The sequence below is a fragment of the Bradyrhizobium diazoefficiens genome (assembly GCF_016616235.1).
Classification (GTDB): Bacteria; Pseudomonadota; Alphaproteobacteria; order Rhizobiales; family Xanthobacteraceae; genus Bradyrhizobium; species Bradyrhizobium diazoefficiens_H.
This window is the reverse complement of the sequence record NZ_CP067100.1, coordinates 1,511,638-1,537,374: the sequence shown is the minus strand read 5'-3', so window position 1 is coordinate 1,537,374 and position 25,737 is coordinate 1,511,638. Positions and strand designations below refer to the sequence as shown.

Below are 25,737 nucleotides of genomic sequence, written 5' to 3'. Positions count from 1 at the left end.
ATTGAGAAAAGCGTTACCTTACAAAAAGTTATAGCTGCCACACGGGGACGTGACGTCAGCAATCCTTCCCTTTTTGGCCCCCGATGGGATATATTGCGGCTGCGTTGAAATGACCAACGCGGAACATCGCAGCCCGACCGGCTTTGACACAGCGGTCGTCTGCCTGGCCCGCCGCTATCGGGGGCCTGAACCTTTGGAGGGCGCACTATGGCCCGTACCGCTGCTTTGCCGGTCCTCAATGGAGAATCCGGCCTTTCTCGCTACCTCGCCGAGATCCGCAAATTCCCGATGCTGGAACCCCAGCAGGAATACATGCTCGCCAAGCGTTGGCGTGAGCATGACGATCGCGACGCGGCGCACCAACTCGTCACCAGCCATCTCCGGCTCGTCGCCAAGATCGCCATGGGCTATCGCGGCTACGGCTTGCCGATCTCCGAGGTCGTCTCGGAAGGCAATGTCGGCCTGATGCAGGCGGTGAAGCGTTTCGAACCCGAGAAGGGGTTCCGTCTCGCCACCTACGCCATGTGGTGGATCAAGGCGTCGATTCAAGAGTACATCCTGCGTTCCTGGTCGCTCGTGAAGATGGGCACCACCGCGAACCAGAAGAAGCTGTTCTTCAACCTGCGTAAGGCGAAGAGCAAGATCAACGCGCTGGACGAAGGCGATCTCCGCCCCGACCAGGTGAAGGTCATCGCCAAGCGCCTCGGCGTCACCGATCAGGACGTCATCGACATGAACCGCCGCCTCGGCGGTGATGCGTCGCTGAACGCTCCGATCCGCGACGACGGCGAAGCCGGCGAATGGCAGGACTGGCTGGTCGACAACACGCCCAACCAGGAAGCCATGATGGCGGAGCACGAGGAGTATGATCACCGCCGTGACGCGCTCAACGGCGCGATGGGCGTGCTCAACCCGCGCGAACGCCGCATCTTCGAGGCCCGCCGCCTCGCCGATGAGCCGATGACGCTGGAAGACCTTGCCGCCGAGTTCGGCGTGTCGCGCGAGCGCGTCCGCCAGATCGAGGTCCGCGCCTTCGAGAAGGTGCAGTCCGCGGTCAAGGGCACGATCGCAAGGCAGGAACAGGCGGCGCTGGAAGCCGCGCTGTAAAGCGGCGCTTCGCCGCGTAGAGAGATTGGCGGATCGAAAGAGAGAAAGCCGGCGGCAACGCCGGCTTTTTCGTTTTGTTGGGGGGTGGAAGAAAGCGCAGCTCCACGCTGGATGCATGCCCCGGCTCGACCGGGGCATCCAGTACGCGGCGGCGCCAGTCGGGAGCGGGGCTCTCCAACGCGCGCCTCTGGGATACTGGATCGCCCGGTTAAACCGGGCGATGACAGCGGGGGTGTGGCTCACTGAACCGTCGCTGCCGGTCAACCGACAAAACATCGAACATCAAGCGAACGGACACGCGCCGTGTCGATCATCCTGCAATCCACCGTCGGCGGCTTCGAGGCCCAGTTCATGCGCAAGCTGCCGCTGGTCGAGCAGGCGATGCGCGAGCACGGGCTGGAGCCGTCGGAGTTCGTGATCTCGAAGGATTATGCAGGCACAGCGACGATCCCGCTCATGGGACCGTTCTTCTATAGTTACAGCGTGTTCTTCGGCGAAGAGACATTCACCGTCACCGAGCCGAACGACATGGTGTTCCTGGATTACTTCTTCAAACGCGTGCTGGCGGCCGACGAACCGCCGCAGCTGCCGCGGCGGCCCGGATTGATCCGGCGCTTGTTCGGCTGGATGACGCAGCCGGTATAGCCTCTCTCGTCATTCCGCGCGCGCAGCGCGAGCCCGGAATCCTCCACCCCCAAACTCCGCGGCGAAATGGATTGCGGGCTCGCGATTTTCGTCGCGCCCCGGAATGACCAGGCTACTCCCCGCTTGTCGCAGGACGTCGGCTGGTGTATGTGCTGCCGCCCGGCGCAATACCGCGCCGCTTTGCTCACGCTCTCAAGGGAGGCGGCATGAAGTTGAGATCGACACGTTCCGACCGCCGCCACCCACAGGTCGCCGGCGACCGGTCATGAGCTGAACGCCGCTTTCGCGGCTGTTCTTCCATTCATCCAATCTGGTTTCGAGGGGCGTGACGCAACACGGCGTCGCGCCGTATCGTCATGTATTTGCGGTTCGTTACACCGCTCATCCATCCGCGCAGCCGGACGGAGAGCGGCTTCTTTCGTGCGTCCTGGTACATCCAGCGCAACAACTGTCTGGATTGGATTCGGCAGGAGCTCTCGGACCAGTTCACCTGGTTTGGGCAACATCTGCCGATTCCCGGGCGCATCGCGCGGCATTTCAAGCGGCGCGATTCAATCTGGGGCATCTGCTGGTTCGATCCTCAGGCCCGCGAGGCCGTCAGCCGCGCGCGCTCTGCGCCTGGCTGCTCGAGGAGGGCGGCCTGCCGGTGCGCGAGATCACAACATCGCGCCAGCGCGAGGTGATCTGGCGCGACGCGCACCAGATCGTGACGAAGCCGTCGGCCGACCTGCCCACGGCATTTGCCTGAACCGAGAAAGGCAGGCGGCTTGGCGAAGGCCAAAACGGCACCGGCGGTTTCGGCCGCCGGTGCCCTGAGCCGCACGGCGGAGGATCTTCTATTCCCCCCACGTTCTCGCCAGCGTCGCGAGCCAGCATCCCTCGCAATAGCGCGCGTCCTTGTAGTCGATCCAGTTGTGCGCATAGACGCGGTCGAGCGGGATGTCGTAGCGGGCGCGCAGCACCTTCACGAGGATCTTCCAGGCCGCGACCTGCGCCTCCGTCGGGCCTGCGGTGACATCGGGATAGTTGCCGGCGAATTCCACGCCGATCGAGTTGTCGCGCACCACCTGGCGATAGGTCGATCGGTTGTCGATGTACTTGTTGTCGTTGCGATTGGCGCCGTCGCCATGGGTCGGCACCAGGTTTTCCGCGACCGCCCAATACACCGTGCCGTCGGTCTCCACCCACACCGTGACGCCGCGGCGCGTCGGATTCTTCGCCTGCTCCAAAGCGCCGCCGCGCGCCGAGCCTGATGGCCCCTCGGTCTGGTGCACGATGATGTTGCGCCAGGAATGGGCATTGCGCACGTCACCCCAGGGGGCGAGCCAGACGATCTTCAGACCGGGAATGTCCGGTGTGCCGGAGGCGCGTGCGAGCCTTGTGAACTCGGCGTCCTCAGCAGTGGCGGGGGAAATCAAGAGGAGTGCGGCGAAGGCGGCCGCGATGAGGCGAGATATCATCATCCGGGTCCAGCAATTGACCCGAACCTAGCAGGCTTTACGCGAATTTGCGCGCGGTCTCGGCCAAGCCGGTCGGCTCGGGCGCGAGCGGCGGCGCGGGATCGTAGACCGCAAAATCGTTCTTGCCGTTCTTCTTGGCGGCATAGAGCGCGTGGTCGGCATGTGCGATCAGCCTGTCCGGAAATTGGCCGATGCTGCGGTCCCATTCGGCGACGCCGATGGAGATCGCGATCGGGATGTCGCCGTCGGTGCAGGCCGCGGCGTCCTGCCGGCAGACCTCGAGCACGCGGCGGGCGATCGCCGCTCCCTCTTGCAAGGAGGAGGACGGCAGCACGACGCAGAACTCGTCGCCGCCGGTGCGGGCGAGCATGTCGCCGGGCCGCAGCCGCGTCTGCGCCATCAAGGTGAAGTGCCGCAGGCACGCATCGCCAGCGGCATGGCCATGGGTGTCGTTGATGGTCTTGAAGCCGTCGAGGTCGATCACCAGCAGCGAGAACGGCTCGCCGCTGCGCTCCGAGCGCGCGCATTCCTCGGCCAGGCGCTGCAACAGGTGCCGCCGGTTGGCGACGCCGGTGAGATCGTCGAGCAGCGCCAGGTCGGCGACCTCGCCGCGCAGGCGATCCATCGCCATCAACAGGAAGCCGAAATTGAGCGTCATCGACAGGAACAGCATCGTCAGCACGATGACGGCGTAGGCCTGGCCGCCGGCCAATGCCGAGAAGTCGCCCCCGAGCATGTTGCCGATCGCCCGCGCAGACTGAATCCCGATCATCAGGACGATCACAAGGCCGGCAAGTCGCGCTCCCGGTGCGGCGCGGCCGTCGCGCTCCGACCACAGCAGTGTCAGCGTCAATGCGAGCGGTAGCGACTGCCCGATCACGTGGGACGCGATCCGCAAGATCATGCTGTCATAGGCAAAGGTGAAGAAAAGCAGGATCGCTATCGTCAGCCCGACGATCAGCGCGCTCGCCCGCCAGGAGACCGGCCGGTCGTAGAAGCGTCGGATCCCCATGGCGGCGAGGCAGGCCGCAAGAATCACGCAGCCACTGCCGAGGATCAGGGGGAGCATGGAATCGACGAGCAGGCGGACCAACGCCGTTATCGCGCCTGCTGCACCGACGAAGGCCGATGCCGTCCAGAACCGCGCCGCCTCGAGCTTGGGATAGGCATGCGCGACATAGGCCCAGATCAGGCCCAGCGCCAGGAAGTTGATGACGAACACCGTCCAGAGGGTCGGCACGTTCAGCATGACGATGGCAGCACGCGCAGCGTTCCGCCTCCCATCTCTGGCAACCGTTCGTCCATGACCCGTCCCCGTTTTCTTGCGGGGAGAATGCGCGGGTTGCACTTAATGGAATCTCACTGCGATCGTGCAAAGATGCGGTTTGGTTTTGGATTCATGAACGGCGCACGCCGATTGCCGGATCGTTAGCGATCTCACCGGCGCCGATGCGGATTCGCGGACGAAAATCACCCGAAAATGCATCTGAGCTGTGGATAACGCGATGACACGGATGTGACAGCGCGGGGCAGGCGCTCGCGAATCTGCTGAGTTTGTCATCGAGGATGTTGCGAGGCTGGCCCTCTGCCGAGCATCCCTCGTGTCGCGTTTAACCATGAACCCTTTGAGAGGATACTATGGCTAAGAAAGCGAAGAAGGCGACGAAGAAGAAGGCGAAAAAGGCCAAGAAGGCGAAGAAGAAGTAACGAGGCTTCTTTTTCTTTGCCCGGGTGGAGCCTCGCTCCGCCCGGGCGTCGGGTAAGGTTGGTTCGAAGGTGGCGGGCGCAAGGCCCGCTTTTTTGTTGATTGCGCTCCGCTGCCGCTTCTCCCTCTCTCCGCAGGCGGGGAGAGGTGAGGAAGAAGCTACCGCTCCGCGAACGCCAGCTTGGCGCCGAGCATCGCAAATCCCGCAGCAAAGCTCCGGCGCAGCCAGGTCATCACGGCGGGGCGGGAAATCACGCGCTCGCGCACCGAGGCCGCGCAGAGGCCGTAGAGGACGAACACCGCAAAGGTCATCGCCATGAAGGCGCCGCTCAATTCCAGCATCCGCGCCGCGACATGAGTCTCGTCCGCGGCGATGAACTGCGGCAGGAAGGCGAGAAAGAAGATCGACAGCTTCGGATTGAGGATATTGATCAGGAAGCCGGTGACGATGACGCGGCCGCTCGACCGCTCCTTGATCTTTCCCTCGACCGAAAGCGCTCCGGTCTCACGCAGCGCCTGCCAGGACATGTAGAGCAGATAGAGCACGCCGCACCATTTCAACGCCGCGAAAGCGAGCGCGCTGGTGTGCAGCACAGCGGCGAGCCCGAGCATCGCCGCCATCATATGCGGCACGATCCCGAGCGTGCAGCCGAAGGCGGCTGCCACGCTGGCGCGCGAGCCGCGCGTCAGCGCCGCCGCCAGCGTGTAGAGCACGCCGGTGCCGGGCGAGGCGACGACGATCAGCGAGGTGAGCAGGAAGGACCAGGTCATGGACGGACCTTATCAGTCCGCCTCACGGCAAGAAAGCCGGACCTCGGCCTTCAGGACAATTGCGCGATCTCGGCCTCGCGCAGCACGTCGAGCGGCGCCCAGGGTTTGGCCCAGAATTTCGCGCCGTCCGGCAAGGCTTGTTTCAAGGGACGACCGGAGGTGACGACGACGTCGAGCCGGGGATTGCGATCCTTGGCGACGTGCGCGAGCTCGACCCCGTTCATGCGGCCGGCAAGCTGGACGTCGGTCATCATCAAACAGAGCGCGCCGGCGTTCTTGTCAAGCACGCGCTCGGCGGCCTCGGCGCTTTCGCATTGGATGACCTGATAGCCGCTCTCTTCCAACAGGACGCACAGCATTTCCCGCTGCATGGCGTCGTCTTCAACGATCAGCGCTGTCGCGCGAAATGGTCTTGCTTGTCCCATCGACGGCTCCAATGCTTGGCCTCAATAACGAATGTTAAAGACCCGGGCGCACTACGGTTCGGTTTCATTTCAAAAAAATGTAATTCATGGTTCCATCCTTGATCGGGGAACACCACATCATGCCTGCGATTCGCGGCGCTTGCTGCCATTACGGCAGCTGCCAGCGGCATCGGCCTCGCGCTCGCGCCATTTGCTGTGGGCTGGAGATGGCAAAGGGAACGTAGTCGTGTGGCGCGACAGCATTGCCGATGCGCGCTCCGCCGTCGCCACGCTCTCCGCTGTCATGCCCGGCTTGACGGGTGACCAGTACGGCGGGGCTTCTCGGCTCAGTTACTGCTGCCTCTGGAATACTGGATCACCCGCTTTCGCGGGTGATGACGCTGAGTATGTGATTACTGCCCCATCAGCCGGTCCGCGAAATAGCCGATCGTCTTGCGGTACACCACCGCCCTGTTCCACTCGCGCATCGCCTCGAAATTTGCGGTGCCTTCGCCGTAGGGCTGGCCCATCTTGAAGCCGCTGGTGTGGAGCAGGTTCGCGGTCGAGGCGAGCACGTCGGGGACGCTGTGGCGGAGGTCGACATGGCCGTCGCCGTCGAAATCGACGCCGTATTTGATGTAGGACGACGGCAGGAACTGGGTCTGGCCGATCTCGCCGGCATAGGCACCGATGAGGTCGCGCAGCGGCAGGTCGCCGCGCTGCAAGATCTTGAGTGCGGCGAGCAGCTCGCCCTGGAACAGATCGGTGCGGCGGCAGTCATGCGCGAGTGTTGCGAGCGTGCGGATCACCGGCAGCTTGCCCATGTCGCCCTTGCCGAAATCGCTCTCCAGCCCCCAGATCGCGACCAGGATCTGCCTGGGCACGCCGAACTGCTGCTCGATCCGCGAGAGCAACGCGGCATGGCGCTGGAGCAGCGCGCGGCCGCCATTGATGCGGCCGGCGCCGACGCGGGTCGAGACATACTGCTCAAAACTCTTGTTGAAGGTGTAGCGCTGGCGCCGGTCGAAGGCGAGCACCGCGCCATCCTGGGTGATGCCGCTGAACGCCGCGCTGGTCACGCTTGCCGAGACACCGGCGGCTTGCGCCTCCGAGGCCATGCTGGCGACAAAGCTGTTGAAGTCGCCGCCGCAGCGCGCAGCCTGCGCCGATCCGCCGGCCAGCAAGAGAATGGAGGCGGCGGCGAGAAGCGGTCTCAGCATGCGGGAAAATCCTTCGGGACGATGCGTGGAAGCGGCGCGATCATGCCCGGGAACTGGATTCGCGTCAAAGCGGCAGCGCCGATCATGCCGGTGGGCGCGATCACTGCGCCGAAACAAAAAACCGCAAAACAACCCCATGCACAGTAGAAGCCGCGTCCCGACCTCATGCGACTTTTCCGAATCCGTGTTGACCCGTCGGGCAAAACAGGCGTATTGTGCCAGCATCTCAGACTCCGGGGGCGTCGGCGCCTGCTCATGCCGTATCTGAGAGCGCTGCGCCATCCACCATCGCGTTCAACGATCCCGGCACGCGTGGTCGCGGGCCACCGCGCGCGTTCTCGCTGCGTTGCAAGAACCTGCAAGGTGAACAAACTGTTTCGAGGATCCAAGCATGTGCTTCGCGATATCAGCGAGAACCCGCGACGACATCAGCCGCATATCTGATGCGCTTGCTGCGACATCGCCACGCCGACGATTTGCCTTGCCATGGCAGAGCGCAAGCGATAGCCTTCTATCTCAGGTTGTTGCCCCGCCAGCCCCGGGCAACGCTGAAGAGCAAAATAAACGGCGGGCCTATCGGCCCGCCGTTTATCGAGGCGCAGAGCCGCGCGCAGGCGCCAGGACGCGACCGGCCGAAGACAACTCCGGCAGCTCCGCCGGTCTTCCTGCCGCAAAGGATGTCGATATCAGTCGAAGTCATTTGACTGCGGCGCCCTGATCGACGACAAGCCGCCATGGCCAAGAAACCCGGAACCAATCCCAAAGGCGAATTCGCCTTTTTCAACGTCGTCTATGAGGACGGCTCCCAACGATCGAACCGGCGCGTGCCCGCGGAATTGCTCGGCGGCCTGGAAGGCGACGAGCCCGCCCGCGGCTTCATCATGGAGCAGGACCGCGAGATCGCGGAAAAATCCGGCCGTCCGCCGCTGGCGATCAAGAACCTCGACCGGGTCGGAGCCAAGAAGAAATAAGTCGACGTCCGCGGCGCTCACCAGCGCCCGCTCCACTTGTTCCAGGCAAACAGCAGATCGGCGAACCGATCGTAGAAGAACCGCGTGAACGGCAGCGCCACGCGATTGCCGAACAGCGCCGCAAGCCACCCCTCCCCGGGCGTCATCCGCCACAGCGCAATCGCGACATCCGCACCGACGATGAGCCGGCCGGCCTGATCGGTCGCATGCAGGCGGCGCCTGATGTCGTCGAGCGACGCACCAAAGTGCGCCAGCGCGTCGGGCTGCTCGTTGATATCCCTGAACTCGACCGAGCCCGCGCGCACCAGCGCCAGCAGCTTGTTGCGCTGCCAGTCGATGCCGGCCTCGCAGACGGGGCAGCGGGTATTGTACCAGACGGTGAGGTGGGCGGCGGACATTTGCGTCACCAAGCTGATTGCCGAAAGGAATCGAATCGCAAGCAAGCTTTTCAGGCGTCGCTTCTCAAGGTTCGGCGCGAAGCGCAGCGACGAAGGCCCTTTGCGCATCCGCTTACAGAAGCGGCGGGCTTTAGGCCCGCCGCTTTCGTTGGATCGATGCCCGGGATCAGGCCCCGGCACGACAATCCGAATTAATTATCCAAGAAGCTCCGCAGCTTCCTCGACCGCGACGGATGCTTCAGCTTGCGCAGCGCCTTGGCTTCGATCTGGCGGATACGCTCTCTCGTCACCGAGAACTGCTGCCCCACTTCTTCCAGCGTGTGGTCGGTGTTCATGCCGATGCCGAAGCGCATGCGCAGGACGCGCTCTTCGCGCGGGGTGAGCGAGGCCAGCACGCGCGTCGTGGTCTCGCGCAGGTTGGACTGGATCGCGGCGTCGATCGGCAGGATCGCGTTCTTGTCCTCGATGAAATCGCCGAGATGCGAATCCTCTTCGTCACCGACCGGCGTCTCGAGCGACAGCGGCTCCTTGGCGATCTTGAGGACTTTTCGCACTTTCTCCAGGGGCATGCCGAGCTTCTCGGCGAGCTCTTCCGGGGTCGGCTCGCGGCCGATCTCGTTGAGCATCTGGCGGCTCGTGCGCACGATCTTGTTGATCGTCTCGATCATGTGCACGGGGATGCGGATGGTGCGCGCCTGGTCCGCGATCGAGCGGGTGATCGCCTGCCGGATCCACCACGTGGCGTAGGTCGAGAACTTGTAGCCGCGGCGGTACTCGAACTTATCAACGGCCTTCATCAGGCCGATATTGCCTTCCTGGATCAGGTCGAGGAACTGCAGGCCGCGGTTGGTGTACTTCTTGGCGATCGAGATCACGAGACGGAGGTTCGCTTCCACCATCTCCTTCTTGGCCTGGCGTGCCTCGCGCTCGCCCTTTTGCACGGAATGCACGATCTTGCGGAACTCGACGATCTCGAGGCCGGTCAGCGCCGCGAGCTGATGCACCTCATGGCGGAGGTCCTTGATGCGGTCCTTCTCGTGATGGACGAAGTTCTTCCAGCCCTTCGCCGAGAGTTTCGAGACACGGTTGAGCCAGCGCGGATCGAGCTCCGAGCCGGTGTAGTTGCGCAAGAAGTCCTCGCGCGCGACGCCGTGGCTGTCGGCAAGGCGCATCAGGCGGCCCTCATGCGAGACGAGGCGCTTGTTGATGTCGTAGAGCTGCTCGACCAGCGAATCGATGCGCGCCTGGTTGAGGCGCAGCGACTTCACCTCGACGATGATCTCGTCCTTCAGCTTCTTGTACTTGCGCTCCTGGTGCGGCGAGAGCGACTCGTTCTGGAGCTGGTTCTGGATGTCCTGCTCCTGAAGCTTGCGCAGCTTCTTGTAGCTGTCGGCGATCTTGTCGAAGATCTCGACCACCTTCGGCTTGAGCTCGGCCTCGATCGCCGCAAGCGACATCTGGTTCTCGAACTCGTCGTCGTCCATGTCGGACTCGGCCGCAGCCTCGCCCGGATCCTTCTCCTCGCTGCCTTGGTCACCGGCGGCAGGCGCGGCGCGGAACGGGGTCGGCGACGGGGGCGCCGCGGGCGGCGCGACATGCGCGGGCGCCGCAGCGGACGCGGTGGCTTCGCCACCCTCGGCCGCAGCTTCGCCGTTCGGCCCGGCAATCATGGCGGTGTTCATGCCGGCCTTGGCGTCGGGGCCGGCATAGGTCGCTTCGAGATCGATGATGTCGCGGAGGAAGATCTTGCCTTCGTTGAGTTCGTCGCGCCAGATGATGATGGCCTGGAAGGTCAGCGGGCTTTCGCACAGTCCCGCGATCATCGCCTCACGGCCGGCCTCGATGCGCTTGGCGATGGCGATTTCGCCTTCGCGGGAGAGCAGCTCGACCGTGCCCATCTCGCGCAGATACATGCGCACCGGATCGTCGGTGCGCTCGCCCGGCTCGCTTTTCTTGACTTCGGTAACGGCCTTCTGGGTGACTTCGACGAGCTCGTTATCGGTCTCGTCCTCACCCTCGTCCTTGTCTTCCTCGCCTTCGCTATCGTCGGCTTCGGTGACGTTGATGCCCATGTCCGAGAGCATCGACATGATGTCCTCGATCTGCTCGGGCGAGGTCTGGTCGGACGGCAAGACTTCGTTGAGCTGATCGAAGGTCACGAAGCCGCGCTTCTTGGCCTGCTTGATCATCTTCTTCACGGCCGCGTCGGACAGATCGAGCAACGGCGAGGGCGCGTCCTGGGAATCCTTCTCCGGAGCATCCGCTGCCTTGTCGTCTTTTTCCTTGTCCTTCGCCTGCAGCGTCTTTGCCTTGGTGGCCATCCATTGCTCCTAAACGCGCTTCATGCGAGACGATCGCCGCGCCCCACGTGAATTCACTTGAACCTGTTGCTCGATGCTCTCGCTTCGGCAGCTCTCGACACGGAAAGGGCGGCGCGCACATCTCTCGCCACCCCCAACTCTCTCTCGCCGGATTTGCCTAACGCTTCGTGAGCCTCTTTGTCGCAGCGGATGCAGGTGTAATGCCAACAGCGATTGCGCGGATTCATTCCTGACGCGTCTGTTCTGCCTGCGGCCGCCTCTGGGCCAAAGTGCTACAAGACCGTTAAGCCTCGATTAACCCTGTTTTTGCCGCCAAACCTTGGATTTGGCGAGTCTTTTAGCGGCGCCGAGCCCGGCCGTCCGCATGATTCTTTCATCACACGCTCTTCTGGAACCGGCCCGACAGCTCGCCAAAACCCTCGATCAGGGCCTCGGTACCGTCGACCTCGGCCAGCCGGGCCTTGACGTCACGCAGCCACGCCAAACTGGCCTCGCTGGGATCCTCCCCCAAGGCCAGCTCGGCGTCTTTCAGCTCTCTAAGTAGTGAATGGTATTGCCGATGCAAGGCAACGAGCTGGTGCCAGGTGGCGAGAACGTCGTCCTGCGCCGCGCCCTCGCGGGCGCCAAACACCGCCGCGGTGGTGATGGAATTCTCAACCCTTTGAAGGACCTGCGAAAATCCGCCCTTTTGGAGATCGCCGCGCATCTTCTCGGCCTGCTCCTCGGGGTCCGGCGAATGGTGATGGTCGTTGGCGAAAGCGGCGATGATGCCGGCCCTGAGCTTGTGGGCCTCGGGATGGGCCAGCTCCAGGGCGGCGACCTCCTCGAGGTGCTCGTGCAGCAGCCAGGGATGATTGATCAGGCATTGCAGGATCAGGGCCTCCCGGCGGGAGATGGCGCTGCGCTGGCCGCGCATGATCGGGCTCGCCGCCAGCTGAGGGCTTGCCGCCTGGTAGGGGCCGGAGGGCAAAAGGGTCGGACCGGGCGGGCCGCGGCGGCCTCCGAACCCCTGGCCACCGAATCGATTCGCAGCCCCCCCGCCCCTCGGCTGGAACGGGCGGCCGCCGCCGGGGCGGAAATTGCCTCGGCCGCCAAAGCCGCCGCGCCCACCCTCGGGGGCGAAAGTGCGCTGAAGCCGGTCGGCAAAATCGTCGCGATAATAGCGACGCACCACCTCGTCGCGGATGCCGCTCGCGAGCTCCTTGATGCGCGCCTCCAGCGCGGCGCGGCGCTCAGGCGTGGCAAAATTGCCGCCTTCGAGCTCGCGCGACCAGATCACGTCGGCGAGCGGGCGCGCTGCTGCGATCACCTCTTCGATTGCGCCACGGCCGCCGGAGCGGACGAGATCGTCGGGGTCCTGCCCCTCCGGCAGCAGCGCAAAGCGCAGGCTCTTGCCGGGCGCGAGGAACGGCAGGGCAAGGTCCGCAGCACGATAGGCCGCCTTCTGCCCGGCGCGGTCGCCGTCGAAGCAGAGGATCGGCTCGTCCGCCATCTTCCAGAGCAGCGCGAGCTGGCTTTCGGTCAGCGCGGTGCCGAGCGGCGCGACGGCGCCTGCAAAACCAGCCGTCACCATGGCGATGACGTCGACATAGCCTTCGACCACGATCAGCGCGCCGCCATCATGGGTGGCTTTGCGCGCGGTCTGGTGGTTGTAGAGGTTGTCGCCCTTGTGGAAGAGCGGCGTCTCCGGCGAGTTCAAATATTTGGCCGGAACGTCCTTCTCCAGCGCGCGTCCGCCAAAGGCGATGACGCGGCCGCGCAAATCCGTGATCGGAAACATCACGCGGTCGCGGAAGCGGTCGTAAGGAACGGGAATGTCGTCGCCGGCCACCAGCAGGCCGGTCTCGACCATGTCCTCGACGGAGATTCCGAGCTCGCCGAGATGCTCCTTCAGCGCGAAGCGGTCGGGCGGCGCATAGCCGAGCCGGAACTGCAATTGCGCGGCCTGCGAGATCGCGCGGTCGGCAAGATAGCCGCGCGCCTTGGCACCGACACGCGAGGCCAGCGTCTCCGCAAAAAATTTTGCGGCGAGGTCCATGACCTCATGCAGCGACTTGCGCCGCTGCTCCTGCCGCGCCGCATCCGGCGTCACCGCCGGCAGCGGCAGGCCCGCCATGCCCGCGAGCCGCTCGACGGCTTCGGCGAACGGCAGGCCGTCGGTCTCCATCACGAAGGTGATGATGTCGCCGTGCTTGCCGGAGGAGAAGTCGTGGTAAAAACCCTTCTGGTCGTTGACATAGAACGACGGCGTCTTCTCCTGCTGGAACGGCGACAGCCCTTTCCACTCCCGCCCCGCCTTCTTCAGCTTGACGCGCTTGCCCACGACCTCGGAGACCGAAAGCCGGGCACGCAGCTCGTCGAGGAATTGGGGCGTGAAGCGCATGATGTGGGTGTAGCGCAAACCGGGGTGAGTCGGGCGAAGGATCAGGGATATAGGTGCGGCGGCGCCAGAAGTCAGGTTTAGGCGGGTTATCCGGGTTATTCGACCTATGCACAGGCCCTCGTCCCGTCAGAGCCACTTGAACGCCGCCGGTTCCCGCTTCGGCGGCCCGTTCGATTTCCTGACCTGGTTCGAATACGCCCCCGCACATGCTCGCTGTTCGAGAAGCTGGTGGGGATGCTGCGGCGGACTGAGGAATGGACTTACGTCGAGCACGAGGTTGATGCGCGGGTCGTGAAGGAAATGCTGTTGACGTAATGATCGAATTGCTTGCCCTATGGCGGTGCGCCCCCTCGCCCCGTTCTTACGGGGCCCGCGACGAGCTTCGCTCGCGCTGAGAGGGTTGGGTAAGGGGCTTTCTCTCCGCACGTGAGGTCGTCGACAGAACCTGTCCCTCTCACCCGGATTGCATCTTCGATGCAAATCTCTCCCCGCAAGCGGGGCAAGGTGAAGCAAGCATCCGCCGTCAATGCTCCAGAAAGCGACCGGAGACGATGTGCGGCAGATCGGTGACAGGCCAGTTGTAGACGTAGGTCCAGGCCTTCTCCGCGGTGCCATCAAGCAATGTCACGTCGATCAGCCGGCGCAGATATTCGGTCGGCTCCGGAAAGCCTTCGCCGCAGGCCTCATACATGTCGAGCTCGGCCAGCAGCTCCTCGGGCACGCGCAGGTGAAACAGCTCGCCGTGAACGATGTCCGAGGCGGCATCCGACAACAGCAGGCCCGGATAATGCTTCACAAGAACGAGCCGGCCGTGGCAGGTCGCTTCGCCCAGGAAATCCGCGTGGCCCGCGAGCAGCCGCGCCATCGGATGGTCGAAGCCCCGCATCAGGGTGCCGTAGACGAAGAGACGATCGGAGGTCATGACGTGTCTATAACCGCCAATCGAACGAAGCGACAGCGGCGCCGCAAATCTCGGCCAAGGAAAGGGCGGGAGCGCGCGATATTCGGTCTTGAGATGAATCGCGAGCGGCGGCATCGTCCGGCAAGCTGGATCAATTTCGGATAGGCGGTTCCTGCCTGATTTCGGGGGGCAATGGCATCTTGCTTAGGCAATCAGGAATGACGTTGGACGCAGTCGACACGGCCGATCAACTCCTCGGCGAGGGGGACATTCTACCGGTGCATGAGGTGAACGCGGACGGCAAATCGCCGTTCCTGCTCACCTCGGATCACTACGGTCGGGCGCTGCCGCGGGCCCTCGGCAATCTCGGCCTTGCCGAAAGCGAGCTCGTCAGGCACATCGCCTGGGACATCGGCATTGCCGGCGTCGCCGAGCGGCTAGCCAGGATGCTGGATGCGCATCTGATCGCGCAGCGCTATTCGCGGCTCGTGATCGACTGCAACCGCTCGCCCGGTGTTGCAAGCTCGATCTCCGTGATCTCAGAGGCGACGGCGATCCCGCGCAACGCGGGCATCACCGAGGGCGAGCGCGCGGCACGGCGGCGCGAGATCTTCGATCCCTATCATCACCGCATCGATGCCGCGATCGATCGCCGCCTGCATGACAAGCGGCCGACGGTGCTGGTGTCGCTGCACAGCTTCACGCCCGTCTATGCCGGCGTCGCGCGGCCCTGGCATATCGGCGCGCTGTACAACCGCGACACCGTGCTGCCGCAGCTCTTGCTGAAACATCTGCGCGCCGAGGGCGATCTCGTCGTCGGCGACAACGAGCCTTATGCGGTCAGCGATCTCAGCGACTACACCATTCCCGTCCACGGCGAAGCCCGCGGCCTCGTCAACACCGGCATCGAGATCCGCCAGGATCTCATTGCCGACCAGTCCGGCCAGCGGCAATGGGCCGAGCGGCTGGCGCGGATTTTTGCGGAGATCGAGGCGGAGTTAAGGGCGGAGAGGCTGGTCGATTAGCTTCCGCGGGTCGCAACGAACAGCGCGAGCGCGGCGAAGATCGCGGCGATGCCCCACAGTACGAAGGCGACGCGACCGTCGCCGCGCGGGTCCAGCGTTGCTTCGGCCGGGTTGTCGGGATTGACGCTGACCCGGACGGTGGCACCGTCACGGTAGCGCGACAGCAGCTTGTCGAGCATCTTGCCGGGATCCGACGACGATCCGGTCGCAACGCGTGCGCACTCGTTGGTGTAGCTGACGTTCTGGTACCTGTAGCTGTAGGTCACCCGCTTGCCGGACATCTCGCGACCGAGAGTTTCTCCGGGTTCGCTCGCCTCGCGAAATTGCTCCATCGCCGACACTTTGATCCTGCCCGACACCACCGGCCAGCGCGTTGCCAGCGAGGCCTTCCGCCGCACGGCAAGTCCCATCAGCGCAATGGCGACGCCGAACGCGCCGAAGCCGACGACGAGTCCTGCGAGGTCAGGACGGGCGATGTGGTGTGCGAGGACGTCGTAGCTTTGCTTGAGACCGAACGCCGAGCCGAACACGATGACGAGCACGATCGCCGTACCGATGCCGAGACATCCCCACAGGCCCTTCGGCGGATCGCGCTCCAGCACCGCCTGATCGGGATGGCGCGGATTGTAATAGACGGTGACGGTGCTGCCGGCGGGATATTTCTCGAGATGCTCGGCGACCTCGAAGTTACCGCGATCCTCGCCGATCAGAATGCGGTTATTGCGCAGCTTTCGGCCGCCGACGGAATATTCGTATGTCACGTTCGCGAAATTGCGGCTCTCGAGCCGAAAGCGCTCTTCGCGATCGTCGTCGAACACCCGGATTTCACGCACCTCCGCCGCCGAGATGACGACCTTGCCGGGTGCCTGCAACCAGCCTCGCGCCTCGCGGGCCTGCCAGGTCTTGATGATTGCGGCAACGAGGAGGAGCCCAAGCGGTGAGAGCAACATCGCATAGACGGTCCAGGGCAGATCGGGCACGGCAAAATCCCTCGTCGGCGGCAATGCCGATTGGACGCATCGCCGCCGCAAAGGGTTCAACCCAAATCGGTGAAGAGGTTTATTTCGCCCTGGTCAGCGCCAGCCAGATGCCGCCGCCGATCATGAAGCCGCCGGAGATCCGCGACATCAGCCGGGTGCGCCGGGCCGAGAAGAATTTTCGCGCGCGCCCAGCCGCGATGGCATAGAGCGCGTCGGTCATCACCGCGGTCACCATGAAGGTGGCGCCGAGCAACGCGACTTGCGGAAAGTGCGGCTGGTTCATGTCCATGAATTGCGGGATGAAGGCGCCGAAGAACACCAGCACCTTCGGATTCGACAGCAGCACCAGAAAGCCTTGCAGGAAGAAACCGCCCCGCGGCGGCGCCGGAGGCTCGTCGACACTGACGCCTTCGACCGGCGCCCAGATCAGCTTGATGCCGAGCCAGACCAGATAGGCGGCGCCGGCAAAGCGCACCCAGTCGAACCAGTAGCCCATCGTCGCCATCAGCGAGGTCAGGCCGACCGCGACGACGCCGATGACGATCGCAAGGCCGGCTTGCGCGCCCGCGACATTGGTCAGCGCCGCACGCGTGCCGTGGCGCAGGCCGTTGGCGATGACGAGGGTGACGATCGGCCCAGGCAGCAGCGCCAGGGCGATGCAGGCGGCGACAAAGGCGAGATAGGCTTGCGTGGACATCATGGGGAGGACTCGGCTCGGGGCGGTCTTGCGGTATTAATGCATGACACTCACTGTCCGTCCAGCGCCGCCGTCACCCATGTCTTGATCTCCTGGGTTTCGAGGAACGCCAGCGCCGCGCGCTGCACCGCGCTTGCCTCCCCACCTCCCTGCGCCGTCGCAACGAAGAGATCGCACCGGCGCGAGAGGGCAATGCCGATCGCGGTGTGACGGGCCTCGCCGGGCATCTCGAGATCGTAGCGCCTCGCGCGGCCGCGCATCTCGCCGATTCCCACTTCCTCACCCGGCGCGGCGGCCGCAAAGCGCGGACTGATCAGATCGATGTCGGCAACACGATCGACCTCGTCGTCATCGGCAACCCCGCGATCGCAATTGCAGAAGCCGCGCTTGGCGCGCATGTAGAGCTCGGCGCCGGCACAAACACCGTCGCAACGGAACGCCCGTCCGGCGGGCCAGCCATCGCGCGGGAACGGCCAGGCGATTTCGCGCCAATGTGCCGTCTCTTCCGCGGATCGCGGCGCAAGTTGATGGGCGCCAACGCCAAACGCGCCGAGGCCGATCACCAGAGCCGCGATCGCCCCGCGCCGCATCGTCAATTCTTCGGCAGGCCGGCGACGGCGCGCGCGGGTCCGGTCAGTTCGAGGATATGCAGGCCGGTGTTGGCACGGTCGACGATGTAGATGTAGCCGCGCTCGTCGGTCTCGACATTGTTGGTCTGGATCGCGACCTTGCAGCGCTCGCCGCCCTCGACCGGAATGCAGCGCTTGTCGGTCGCATTGGTGATCGACGGAATGAAATAGCCGACCTCCTTTGGATGATAGGGATCGCGGATGTCGAGCGCGCGCACGCCGGCATTGAAGAAGGCGATAAAGGCCATCTTCTTGTAATAGACCGGCGCCATGCTCTCGTTGGACGAATGCGAGCCGAAGCGGCCGCCGCGCTGGCAGAACTGCCCGCTGGCCTCCGGCACGGTGTAGCTCGAGATCATCATCGGTCGCGTCTCGGTGGTGACGTCGGCGAACCACACCATCTGCCGCGCCTCGCCGCATTCGTTGAGGATCGCCTCGTCAACGATCATGACGATGTCGCGCGTCTTGCCGTCCTTGTCCTCGGCAAATTCGGCGATCGGCATGTCGAGCATCGGGAACGTGGTGTGCGCGCCGTTGAACGCGGACATCGGCAGCCGCGCAATCTCGGGATAGCGCAGATTGTCGGCCGTCGGCTCCTTCGGCCCGTTCAACAGCTTGTCGCGATCGACGATCTGCAGGATGCCGCCCTTGTTGGTGCCGTAGCCGAAAAAGACGCGGTTGCCGTTCGGCCCGGTCGAGATCGGCCCGTGCAATTCGGTCGGCACTGGACCGGTCGATCCGGGCTCCTGCCCGGGCAGGCCGAAGTCGCGGATCTTTTGCGGATGCGCGGGATCGCTGAGATCATAGACCTGCGTCATGCGCCGCGTGCGCCAGTCCGGCGCGCCGGAAACAAGGAAAGCGATGCCGGTGTCGCATTCCCACCAGCTCTTGTGCGTGTCCTTCAGCCCGCCAATGCGCGTGACGAGCACGGGATTGGCGGGGTCAGCGACGTTCCAGATCTCATGCGCCTCGCTGCCGAAGGTGCGCAGCATGTAGACCGCATCGGGATCGCCCTTCGGCAGCGACTTGCCGTCGCACACCCGCACCATCTGCGCGCCGCCGGATTCGTACTTGCCTTCCTGTCCCGGCAGATGCCGCAGATATTTTGGATGCGCGGGATCGGTGACGTCGACGATCGAGGTTCCGTTCGGCTCCGCCTGTCCCGTCATCGGGTTGACCGGCGCGGGCACATCGTCGGTGCCGCCGTGATGGCCGATATAGGCGATCCAGCGGTCGCCCTGGTAATGGATGGTCGGCTGATAGGCGCTGCGCGCCTGGAGGTCGTTGGTGCCGACCAGCTTCATGTTGGACGCTTCCGGCGGCGCGCCGATGGTCTGCTTCTGGGCGTGAACGGCGGCGCTGCCGGCGAAAAGAACGAGGCAGGCAGCAGTCAGGACACAACGGAACATCAAAGTCCTCCCCGGAACCAATCTGCGTTGGCTGAGCTTCAAAGGTTAGCACGGCCAAATGCACGCGCCCAAGACACCATCTTGACAGGCAACCATTTGGTTGCATATTATCGCCGCCATGGATGAGGTCTTCAAAGCGCTCGCCGATGCGTCACGACGCTCGCTGCTGGACAGGCTTCACGCCAGGAACGGCCAGACGCTGAACGAACTTTGCGAGGGCCTTTCGATGACGCGCCAGGCGGTCACGAAACACCTTGTCATTCTCGAGGAGGCCAATTTGGTCACGACCATCAGGCATGGCCGCGAGAAGCTGCACTATCTCAACCCGGTGCCGATCCATCAGATCGGCGAACGCTGGATCAGGAAGTTCGAGCGCGGCAAGCTCGCCGCGCTCAGCGAGTTGAAACGCCAGTTGGAGAAACGCGATGAGTAAGCCGCAATTCGTCTATGTGAGCTATATCGAGACCACACCGGAAAAGCTGTGGGAGGCGCTGACGTCGAGCGAATTCACACGGCAATACTGGTTCGGCGCCGAAGTGCGGTCAGACTGGAAAGTCGGCTCGCCCTTTGCGCTGTCGCTGGACGGCGAGGTCACCGATTCAGGTGAAATCCTCGAAGCCGATCCGCCGCGGCGCCTGTCGTACAGCTTCAAGCACCACAAATACGAAGAGCTGCGCGATGAGCCGATCTCGCGCGTCGTCTTCACCATCGAACCGTTCGGTCCGGTCGTGCGTTTGACCGTGCTGCATGACGGCTTCATCGAGGGCGGCAAGTACCTCGGCGCCGTCTCCAACGGCTGGCCGGCGATTCTGTCGCAGCTCAAGAGCCTGCTGGAGACCGGCAAGCTGCTCAACATTCCACGCGCGGCCCTCAACAAGGGATTTGATGCAAAATGAACCTCGACCAGTTCAAGCCGCTGACGGTCTACACCATCTACATCGCCTCCACGCCGGAGAAGATGTGGGAGGCCCTGACCTCGGCCGAGTTCAGCAAGCTGTATTTCTTCGGCAATACCGTGGAGGTCGAGCCCCGTCTTGGCGGCGCGTTCGTCGTGCGCACGCCCGACGGCGCGCTGCACATCAGCGGCGAGGTCCTCGCTTACGACCCGCCGAAAAAACTCTCTGTCACCTTCAACGTCAACTGGCCGGAACTGATCGAAAAGCTCGGCCCGACGCTCGTGACCTACGACATCGAACAGGTCGGCGATGCGGTCCGGCTGACCATGAGCGAAGGCCATGACCGGCCGCTCAGCGACGACATCCTTGCCGGCGGACGGCAGGGCTGGCCGGCGATCCTCTCCAGCCTGAAGAGCGTGCTCGAGACCGGCAAGCCGCTGGTCGTGAAAATGGGCCCGCCGCAACGGATGCTGGACGCCCTGAAGGCGATGGGGATCAAGACGCCGTAGGTCCCGCTTTGTCGGCGCCGTCGCGCTGGTCAGCGGGACGCGAGCAGCAACGCCACGCCGAGATTGGCCGCGAACAGCGCCGCGTCGATGACGAAGATCCGGAGCATCGGACCTTTCAGCACCGGCCAGTACGCCACCCCGACGCGCCCCCCGCGCATCAGGACCGGAAGATTGTAGGCGAACTGGCTGAAATGGCAGGCGGCAAAGAACAGGAACAGCGCAAGCTGCGCCTCCAGCGGCTGGAAGAATGACGGGCGCGCCGCCAGAAGATAGAGCGACAACAGCCCGATCGGCAGGTTCATTCCGCCCAGGAACGCCACGCTGGCCGCAAGCGTCGGCGCGATCGGATTGCTGCGCTCTTCCCGCGGCAGCAAGATCTTCAGCGTGTTGGCTTGCGCGATGCTGAACTGGATAAAGGCGCCGCCGAACCAGAGCGCGTTGAGAAGCAGGACGAAATCCGAAAGGTGCATGATCATTTTCCGTAAAAGGCTTCGCTGCGCACCACGCGGCCCGCAGCATCGAAATCCATGAACTCGCTGGCGCGGGTGTCGCCGAGCTGCCACCACACCGTCAGGCGCGCGATTGTCTCGTCCCAGCTCCAACTCAGGATCTTCAGGTCGGCGCTTTCGATGTGGCCATAGGCCTCGCGCCAATAGGCGCGGATCTTTCCGGCGCCCGTGACGACGGCAGAACCGGTCAGCGACAGCGCCAGAGGGCTGCGCATCTGCGCATCATCCGCGAAATGCGCGACGACCGCGTCGATGTCGACCTTGCACCAGTTCGCGCGCCATGTCGCGACGAAGCGTTCGGCGGCCGCGCGGTCCATTTTCTTTGCGCCCATGACGCGGCCCCTCCCCGGTTCGTTGGCCGGAAGGTGGCGAAGCTCGCTCCTCATGTCAACTATATTGACTTCAGAATTTGTCAGTTGTTGTCGGCGATCGATCCCATGACGGCCATCCACGCGGCCGCCCCCTGCGCTCCGGCGCGGTCAAACGCCTCGCGCAAGACCTTGCGCTCGTGGTCCGATGCCTTCTGCTCGATGCGCTGCCCCGCGGCAGTCAGGCGCAGCAGCTTGGAACGGTGCTGCTCGGGCGACCGTTTCGACGTCAGGAGCTTGCGCTCCAGCAGCAGATTGAGCGGTCGGTTCAGGGCCTGCTTGGAAATGCCGAGGATCTCGATCAGTGCGCCGATCGCGATATCGGGCCGGCGCGCCACCACGTAGAGGATGCGATGGTGCGAACGCGACAGGCCCTGCTTCGCCAGATATGCGTCGGCCTCCAGCGTCATGCCACGCCAGCCGTAATACATCAGCTCCAATGCCGCATCGAGATCGTGCAGCTTGTCGAGTGAGGCGCGGTGAAGCCCCGCGGCTTGAGCGGTCTTTGCCATCGCCGGAAGCTAGCCCCTCGCCCGCAGCTCGCGCCGCAGCACCTTGCCCGTTGCGGTCATCGGCAAGGTCTCGGCGAACGCGACGACGCGCGGATATTCGTGGGCGGCGAGCTGCACCTTGACGAAGTCCTGGATCTCGCGCGCCAGCGCATCGCTGCCGGTAAAACCCGGACGCAGCACGATCCAGGCCTTGATCTGTTCGGTGCGGATCGGGTCGGGGATACCGACCACCGCCGCCATCGCCACGGAGGGATGCTTCATCAAGGTGTGCTCGATCTCGGACGGGCCGACGCGATAGCCGGCGGTGGTGATGACGTCGTCCTCGCGGCTGACATACCAGAAATAGCCGTCCTCATCCTGCACGCCGAGATCGCCGGTCAGCAGGAACTCGCCGGCATATTTCTTCGCCGTCGCCTCCGGATTGCGCCAATATTCGAGCATGGTGACCGGGCACGGCTGACGCACGCCGATGATGCCGCGCTGGCCGCGGGGCAGCTCCTCGCCCTTGTCGTTGACGATGCGGACGTCGAAGCCCGGCGTCGCCTTGCCCATCGAACCGGCGCGGATCGGGAACAGGTTCGAATTGCTGCCGATCACGAGATTGCACTCGGTCTGGCCGAATACTTCGTGCGCGTCGATGCCGAAGGTCTCGCGCACCCAGCCGAGCAGCTCGCCGCCGAGCGATTCACCCCCGGTGAAGATGCTGCGTAGCTTCACGCCGGGATGCTTCACGCCGGCCTGCCGCATCAGCTTCAGCGCCGTCGGCGGCAGGAAGACGTTGCGGACGCCGAGGTCGGCCATCATCTGCATCGCCGCCTGCGGCTCGAATTTTCGCGCGCGATGGCCGACCAGCGGAATGCCGTGATACCAGAACGCGAGCAGGCCGTTGATGAGGCCGCCGATCCAGGCCCAGTCCGCCGGCGTCCACATCAGATCGCCGGGCCTGGGCAAGAAGTTGTGGCACATCTCGACATTGGGCAAATGTCCGAGCACGACGCGATGCGCATGCAGCGCGCCCTTGGGATTGCCTGTCGTGCCCGAGGTGTAGATGATCAGCGCGGGATCGTCGCACGACGTGTCGACCCGCGCGAAGTCGGGCGATGCGCCCTTCACCGCATCCCAGAACGATTTCGTGCCTGATGGTGCGCGCTCGCCGACGACATAGACGTTCTTCAGGTCCGGCAGGCGATCGCGGATTTTTGCCAGCTTCTCCCAGCCGCCCTCGTCGGTTACGATGGCCTTGGCCTGCGAATTCGACAGACGGAATTCCAACGCATCCTCGCCGAACAGCGCAAACAGCGGGACCGAGATCATCGCCGAACGGAACGCCGCCATATGCGCGATCGGCAATTCCAGCGACTGCGACAGGAACACCGCGACGCGGTCGCCACGGACGAGGCCGTCGGCCTTCAGCACATTGGCGAAGCGGCGCGACATCTCCGCGACCTCGTCGAACGAGGTGCGCGTCGTCGCGCCGTTCTCGTCAACATAGATCAGCGCGAGGCGGCCGGTGCCGTCGGCATGCCGGTCGCAGCACGCCTCCGCGATGTTGAAGGGCGCCGGGATGTCCCAGCGGAAGCTGCGGGTGAGCTCTTCGTAGGTCGCGGCTTCGGTGAGCATGGCCGTTGATCGTTTCCGTGTTCTCGGCGTCATGGCCGCAGTTGCTCCGGCCATCCACATTCTTCTTGCTTGGCGGCCAGTTTAAAGGCGTGGATGCCCGGGACAAGCCCCGCGCCAACGGCGATGCGAACGGTTTGATGGCGCCGGTCGCCGGTTGGCTCGCGATTGTTTCTGTCCGGAGAGTAGACTGACCTTAACCGCATCAAAGGTGTCCATCCTCCCCTGGAGGGGGAGGCTCGGTTCGCATAGAGCGAAGCGGCATGCGAACCGAGGTGGGTGACAGTCTCCCCACGGACGCAGTGCCCGAGCGGAGAGATCACCCCATCCCGCCCGCGCTGCGCGCGATCGAGCCTCCCCTCCAGGGGAGGCTAAGAAAGTGCTAGCTGGATAGCGCGGTCTTCACGAGGCCGGACGCCTTGCCGAAGTCCATCTGTCCCGCGTATTTCGCGCGCAGCACCGCGATCACCTTGCCCATGTCCTTCATGCCGGCGGCGCCGGTTTCAGTGATGGCGTCCGCGATCGCCTTCTTCACCTCATCGTCCGACATCTGCTTCGGCAAGTACGCCGAGATCACCGCGATCTCCTCGCGCTCCTGCGCGGCGAGCTCGGCGCGGCCGCCCTTCTCATAGAGCTCGACCGATTCCTGACGCTGCTTGATCATCTTCTGCAGCACAGCAAGCAGATCGGCGTCGGTCAGCGGCGGCTTGCCCTGCCCGCGTGCGTCGATGTCGGCATTCTTGATGGTCGAGTTGACCATGCGCAGCGTGGATAGCTTGCGCTCGTCCTTGGCCTTCATGGCCTCCTTGACCGCATTGTTGATGTCGTCGCGCAGCATGGCCGGGGGATCCTCTCAATCTGTTCCGCCTGATCTAAGCCGTTCGCGGGCAAGAGGCCATACCGGACCGATGTATTGTTTCCCCATCAGGGGCTGAAATGGCGCAAAGTTGCCGATTCCCGGCCACGACGCCTGCATGTACCTGAAGCCGGCCTCAAATATGCAAAAACGCATGTGAATCTGCCCTCTCGCGCTTTGACGCGCGCGCGAGGGAGGCTTATGAAGCGGGCTCATGACACAACATGACAACGATACCGCCTGGCCGGACCATAAACCGACCGCGCTCCTCGTGCTTGCCGACGGCACGGTGCTCGAAGGCTTTGGTCTCGGTGCCGAAGGCCATGCCGTCGGTGAAGTCTGCTTCAACACCGCGATGACCGGCTATGAGGAGATCCTCACCGATCCCTCCTACGCCGGCCAGCTCATTACCTTCACCTTCCCGCATATCGGCAATGTCGGTACCAACGAGGAAGACATCGAGACGGTGAACATGGCCGCGACGCCAGGCGCGCGCGGCGTGATCCTGCGCACCGCGATCACCGATCCATCGAACTACCGGGCCACCAAGCATCTCGACGCCTGGCTCAGGGCGCGCGGCATCATCGGCCTGTCCGGCATCGATACCCGTGCGCTGACCGCGCTGATCCGCAGCAAGGGCATGCCCAATGCCGTGATCGCGCATTCCAGGACCGGCGAGTTCGACCTGCATGGCCTCAAGGAGGAAGCGCGGGAATGGCCTGGCCTCGAGGGCATGGACCTCGTGCCGATGGTCACCAGCGGCCAGCGCTTCACCTGGGACGAGACGCCCTGGTTGTGGGATAAGGGTTTTGGCCGGCAAGACAAGCCCGAGTTCAACGTCGTCGCCATCGACTACGGCATCAAGCGCAACATTTTGCGCCTGCTTGCCGGCGTCGGCTGCAAGGTGACGGTGGTGCCGGCGACGACCTCGTCCGAAGACATCCTGGCGATGAAGCCGGACGGCGTGTTCCTGTCGAACGGTCCGGGCGATCCGGCCGCGACCGGCAAATACGCCGTGCCCGTGATCCAGGACGTCATCAAGTCGGGCACGCCGACCTTCGGGATTTGTCTCGGCCACCAGATGCTCGGCCTTGCCGTCGGCGCGAAGACGAAGAAAATGCATCAAGGCCATCACGGCGCCAATCATCCCGTCAAGGACGAGACCACCGGCAAGGTCGAGATCACCTCGATGAACCACGGTTTTGCGGTGGACGAGACGACGCTGCCGAAGGGCGCGAGGCAGACCCACGTCTCGCTGTTCGACGGCTCCAATTGCGGCATCCAGCTCGACGGCAAGCCGGTGTTCTCGGTGCAGTATCACCCCGAGGCCTCGCCGGGTCCGCGCGACTCGCACTATCTATTCCAGCGCTTCGCCGACCTGATGCGGCAGAAGAAGAGCGCGTAAGGCGAGCTACGGCTCTCGTGTCCCGGGCGCAGTGCAGCA

The 25,737-nt window shown here is 64.2% G+C and carries 26 protein-coding genes and 1 pseudogene; 9 read left to right on the top strand and 18 right to left on the bottom strand.

Annotation, left to right across the window (positions count from 1 at the left end; translation table 11 throughout):
* Nucleotides 1-207 precede the first annotated feature (207 nt).
* Both rpoH and JJB99_RS07330 read left to right on the top strand, forming a co-directional pair.
* Nucleotides 208-1,107 (top strand): RNA polymerase sigma factor RpoH, encoded by a 900-nt coding sequence (gene rpoH, locus JJB99_RS07335; protein WP_200498141.1) that lies wholly within the window; start codon nucleotides 208-210, stop codon nucleotides 1,105-1,107.
* Between the two features lie 303 nt (nucleotides 1,108-1,410).
* Nucleotides 1,411-1,752 (top strand): hypothetical protein, encoded by a 342-nt coding sequence (locus tag JJB99_RS07330; RefSeq protein WP_200498140.1) that lies wholly within the window; start codon nucleotides 1,411-1,413, stop codon nucleotides 1,750-1,752.
* Nucleotides 1,753-2,588: 836 nt separating this feature from the next.
* On the opposite strand, the gene JJB99_RS07325 is transcribed toward JJB99_RS07330, so the two are convergent.
* The 5 genes from JJB99_RS07325 to JJB99_RS07305 form a co-directional block, all read right to left on the bottom strand.
* The gene (locus JJB99_RS07325; RefSeq protein ID WP_200498139.1) at nucleotides 2,589-3,215 is read right to left on the bottom strand and encodes a peptidoglycan recognition protein family protein; all 627 of its coding nucleotides are present in this window, start codon (nucleotides 3,213-3,215) and stop codon (nucleotides 2,589-2,591) included.
* Between the two features lie 34 nt (nucleotides 3,216-3,249).
* The gene (locus tag JJB99_RS07320; RefSeq protein WP_200498138.1) at nucleotides 3,250-4,461 is read right to left on the bottom strand and encodes a GGDEF domain-containing protein; all 1,212 of its coding nucleotides are present in this window, start codon (nucleotides 4,459-4,461) and stop codon (nucleotides 3,250-3,252) included.
* 615 nt (nucleotides 4,462-5,076) lie between these two features.
* On the bottom strand, nucleotides 5,077-5,688 hold the full coding sequence (locus JJB99_RS07315) for a LysE family translocator (protein ID WP_200498137.1): 612 nt from the start codon (nucleotides 5,686-5,688) through the stop codon (nucleotides 5,077-5,079).
* A gap of 50 nt (nucleotides 5,689-5,738) precedes the next feature.
* Nucleotides 5,739-6,113, bottom strand: coding sequence for a response regulator (locus JJB99_RS07310; RefSeq protein ID WP_200498136.1), 375 nt, complete (start codon nucleotides 6,111-6,113; stop codon nucleotides 5,739-5,741).
* Between the two features lie 392 nt (nucleotides 6,114-6,505).
* On the bottom strand, nucleotides 6,506-7,312 hold the full coding sequence (locus tag JJB99_RS07305) for a lytic murein transglycosylase (protein WP_200498135.1): 807 nt from the start codon (nucleotides 7,310-7,312) through the stop codon (nucleotides 6,506-6,508).
* Between the two features lie 734 nt (nucleotides 7,313-8,046).
* Here JJB99_RS07305 and JJB99_RS07300 point away from each other — a divergent pair.
* Nucleotides 8,047-8,283, top strand: coding sequence for a hypothetical protein (locus JJB99_RS07300; protein ID WP_200498134.1), 237 nt, complete (start codon nucleotides 8,047-8,049; stop codon nucleotides 8,281-8,283).
* Between the two features lie 17 nt (nucleotides 8,284-8,300).
* Here JJB99_RS07300 and JJB99_RS07295 read toward each other — a convergent pair whose 3' ends face one another.
* From JJB99_RS07295 to dnaG, 3 genes are all read right to left on the bottom strand, one after another.
* On the bottom strand, nucleotides 8,301-8,681 hold the full coding sequence (locus JJB99_RS07295; protein ID WP_200498133.1) for a thiol-disulfide oxidoreductase DCC family protein: 381 nt from the start codon (nucleotides 8,679-8,681) through the stop codon (nucleotides 8,301-8,303).
* A gap of 191 nt (nucleotides 8,682-8,872) precedes the next feature.
* Nucleotides 8,873-11,002 carry an RNA polymerase sigma factor RpoD gene (rpoD, locus tag JJB99_RS07290; protein WP_200498132.1) on the bottom strand — a complete coding sequence of 710 codons (2,130 nt, stop codon included), beginning with the start codon at nucleotides 11,000-11,002 and terminating at the stop codon, nucleotides 8,873-8,875.
* A gap of 376 nt (nucleotides 11,003-11,378) precedes the next feature.
* Nucleotides 11,379-13,385: a DNA primase gene (gene dnaG / locus JJB99_RS07285; RefSeq protein ID WP_200498131.1), complete on the bottom strand. Its 2,007-nt coding sequence runs from the start codon at nucleotides 13,383-13,385 to the stop codon at nucleotides 11,379-11,381.
* Between the two features lie 160 nt (nucleotides 13,386-13,545).
* Between dnaG and JJB99_RS36740 the strand changes: the two are divergent.
* Nucleotides 13,546-13,700, top strand: a pseudogene (locus JJB99_RS36740) (chlorite dismutase); the annotation flags it as partial.
* 208 nt (nucleotides 13,701-13,908) lie between these two features.
* Here the strand turns inward: JJB99_RS36740 and JJB99_RS07280 are convergent.
* On the bottom strand, nucleotides 13,909-14,307 hold the full coding sequence (locus tag JJB99_RS07280; RefSeq protein ID WP_200498130.1) for a gamma-glutamylcyclotransferase family protein: 399 nt from the start codon (nucleotides 14,305-14,307) through the stop codon (nucleotides 13,909-13,911).
* A 197-nt stretch (nucleotides 14,308-14,504) separates the two neighbouring features.
* Between JJB99_RS07280 and JJB99_RS07275 the strand changes: the two genes are divergently transcribed.
* Nucleotides 14,505-15,311 carry an N-formylglutamate amidohydrolase gene (locus JJB99_RS07275; protein WP_200498129.1) on the top strand — a complete coding sequence of 269 codons (807 nt, stop codon included), beginning with the start codon at nucleotides 14,505-14,507 and terminating at the stop codon, nucleotides 15,309-15,311.
* Here the strand turns inward: JJB99_RS07275 and JJB99_RS07270 are convergent.
* From JJB99_RS07270 to JJB99_RS07255, 4 genes are all read right to left on the bottom strand, one after another.
* Complete coding sequence (locus tag JJB99_RS07270) at nucleotides 15,308-16,291, bottom strand: DUF3592 domain-containing protein (protein ID WP_200498128.1); 984 nt, start codon at nucleotides 16,289-16,291, stop codon at nucleotides 15,308-15,310. The genes JJB99_RS07275 and JJB99_RS07270 overlap by 4 nt on opposite strands.
* Nucleotides 16,292-16,370: 79 nt before the next feature.
* Nucleotides 16,371-16,991, bottom strand: a complete 621-nt coding sequence (locus tag JJB99_RS07265; RefSeq protein ID WP_200498127.1) for a LysE family translocator — start codon at nucleotides 16,989-16,991, stop codon at nucleotides 16,371-16,373.
* Nucleotides 16,992-17,038: 47 nt separating this feature from the next.
* Nucleotides 17,039-17,578: a hypothetical protein gene (locus JJB99_RS07260; protein WP_200498126.1), complete on the bottom strand. Its 540-nt coding sequence runs from the start codon at nucleotides 17,576-17,578 to the stop codon at nucleotides 17,039-17,041.
* Between the two features lie 2 nt (nucleotides 17,579-17,580).
* A complete protein-coding gene (locus JJB99_RS07255) occupies nucleotides 17,581-19,026 on the bottom strand; it encodes an LVIVD repeat-containing protein (protein ID WP_200498125.1) in 1,446 nt (481 codons plus the stop codon).
* A gap of 118 nt (nucleotides 19,027-19,144) precedes the next feature.
* Here JJB99_RS07255 and JJB99_RS07250 point away from each other — a divergent pair, with 118 nt between their 5' ends.
* Genes JJB99_RS07250 through JJB99_RS07240 form a run of 3 tightly spaced genes read left to right on the top strand, consistent with a single transcriptional unit; the run spans nucleotide 19,145 to nucleotide 20,431 of the window.
* Nucleotides 19,145-19,459, top strand: a complete 315-nt coding sequence (locus JJB99_RS07250; protein ID WP_200498124.1) for an ArsR/SmtB family transcription factor — start codon at nucleotides 19,145-19,147, stop codon at nucleotides 19,457-19,459.
* Complete coding sequence (locus JJB99_RS07245) at nucleotides 19,452-19,922, top strand: SRPBCC family protein (protein WP_200498123.1); 471 nt, start codon at nucleotides 19,452-19,454, stop codon at nucleotides 19,920-19,922. The genes JJB99_RS07250 and JJB99_RS07245 overlap by 8 nt, the downstream gene beginning before the upstream one ends.
* Nucleotides 19,919-20,431, top strand: a complete 513-nt coding sequence (locus tag JJB99_RS07240; protein WP_200498122.1) for an SRPBCC family protein — start codon at nucleotides 19,919-19,921, stop codon at nucleotides 20,429-20,431. Before JJB99_RS07245 ends, JJB99_RS07240 begins: the two co-directional genes overlap by 4 nt.
* Before the next feature lie 29 nt (nucleotides 20,432-20,460).
* Here the strand turns inward: JJB99_RS07240 and JJB99_RS07235 are convergent, their stop codons facing one another.
* The 5 genes from JJB99_RS07235 to JJB99_RS07215 all read right to left on the bottom strand — a co-directional run bounded on the left by JJB99_RS07235 (nucleotide 20,461) and on the right by JJB99_RS07215 (nucleotide 24,275).
* Nucleotides 20,461-20,901 carry a hypothetical protein gene (locus JJB99_RS07235; RefSeq protein WP_200498121.1) on the bottom strand — a complete coding sequence of 147 codons (441 nt, stop codon included), beginning with the start codon at nucleotides 20,899-20,901 and terminating at the stop codon, nucleotides 20,461-20,463.
* A 2-nt stretch (nucleotides 20,902-20,903) separates the two neighbouring features.
* Complete coding sequence (locus tag JJB99_RS07230; RefSeq protein WP_200498120.1) at nucleotides 20,904-21,272, bottom strand: hypothetical protein; 369 nt, start codon at nucleotides 21,270-21,272, stop codon at nucleotides 20,904-20,906.
* Between the two features lie 80 nt (nucleotides 21,273-21,352).
* On the bottom strand, nucleotides 21,353-21,820 hold the full coding sequence (locus JJB99_RS07225) for a MarR family winged helix-turn-helix transcriptional regulator (RefSeq protein ID WP_200498119.1): 468 nt from the start codon (nucleotides 21,818-21,820) through the stop codon (nucleotides 21,353-21,355).
* 9 nt (nucleotides 21,821-21,829) lie between these two features.
* Entirely contained in the window at nucleotides 21,830-23,440 is a 1,611-nt protein-coding gene (locus JJB99_RS07220; RefSeq protein ID WP_200498118.1) for an acyl-CoA synthetase, read from the bottom strand.
* Between the two features lie 379 nt (nucleotides 23,441-23,819).
* Nucleotides 23,820-24,275 (bottom strand): GatB/YqeY domain-containing protein, encoded by a 456-nt coding sequence (locus JJB99_RS07215; protein WP_200498117.1) that lies wholly within the window; start codon nucleotides 24,273-24,275, stop codon nucleotides 23,820-23,822.
* Nucleotides 24,276-24,507: 232 nt separating this feature from the next.
* On the opposite strand from JJB99_RS07215, the gene carA reads away from it, so the two are divergent.
* On the top strand, nucleotides 24,508-25,698 hold the full coding sequence (gene carA / locus JJB99_RS07210) for a glutamine-hydrolyzing carbamoyl-phosphate synthase small subunit (RefSeq protein WP_200498116.1): 1,191 nt from the start codon (nucleotides 24,508-24,510) through the stop codon (nucleotides 25,696-25,698).
* Nucleotides 25,699-25,737: the final 39 nt, after the last annotated feature.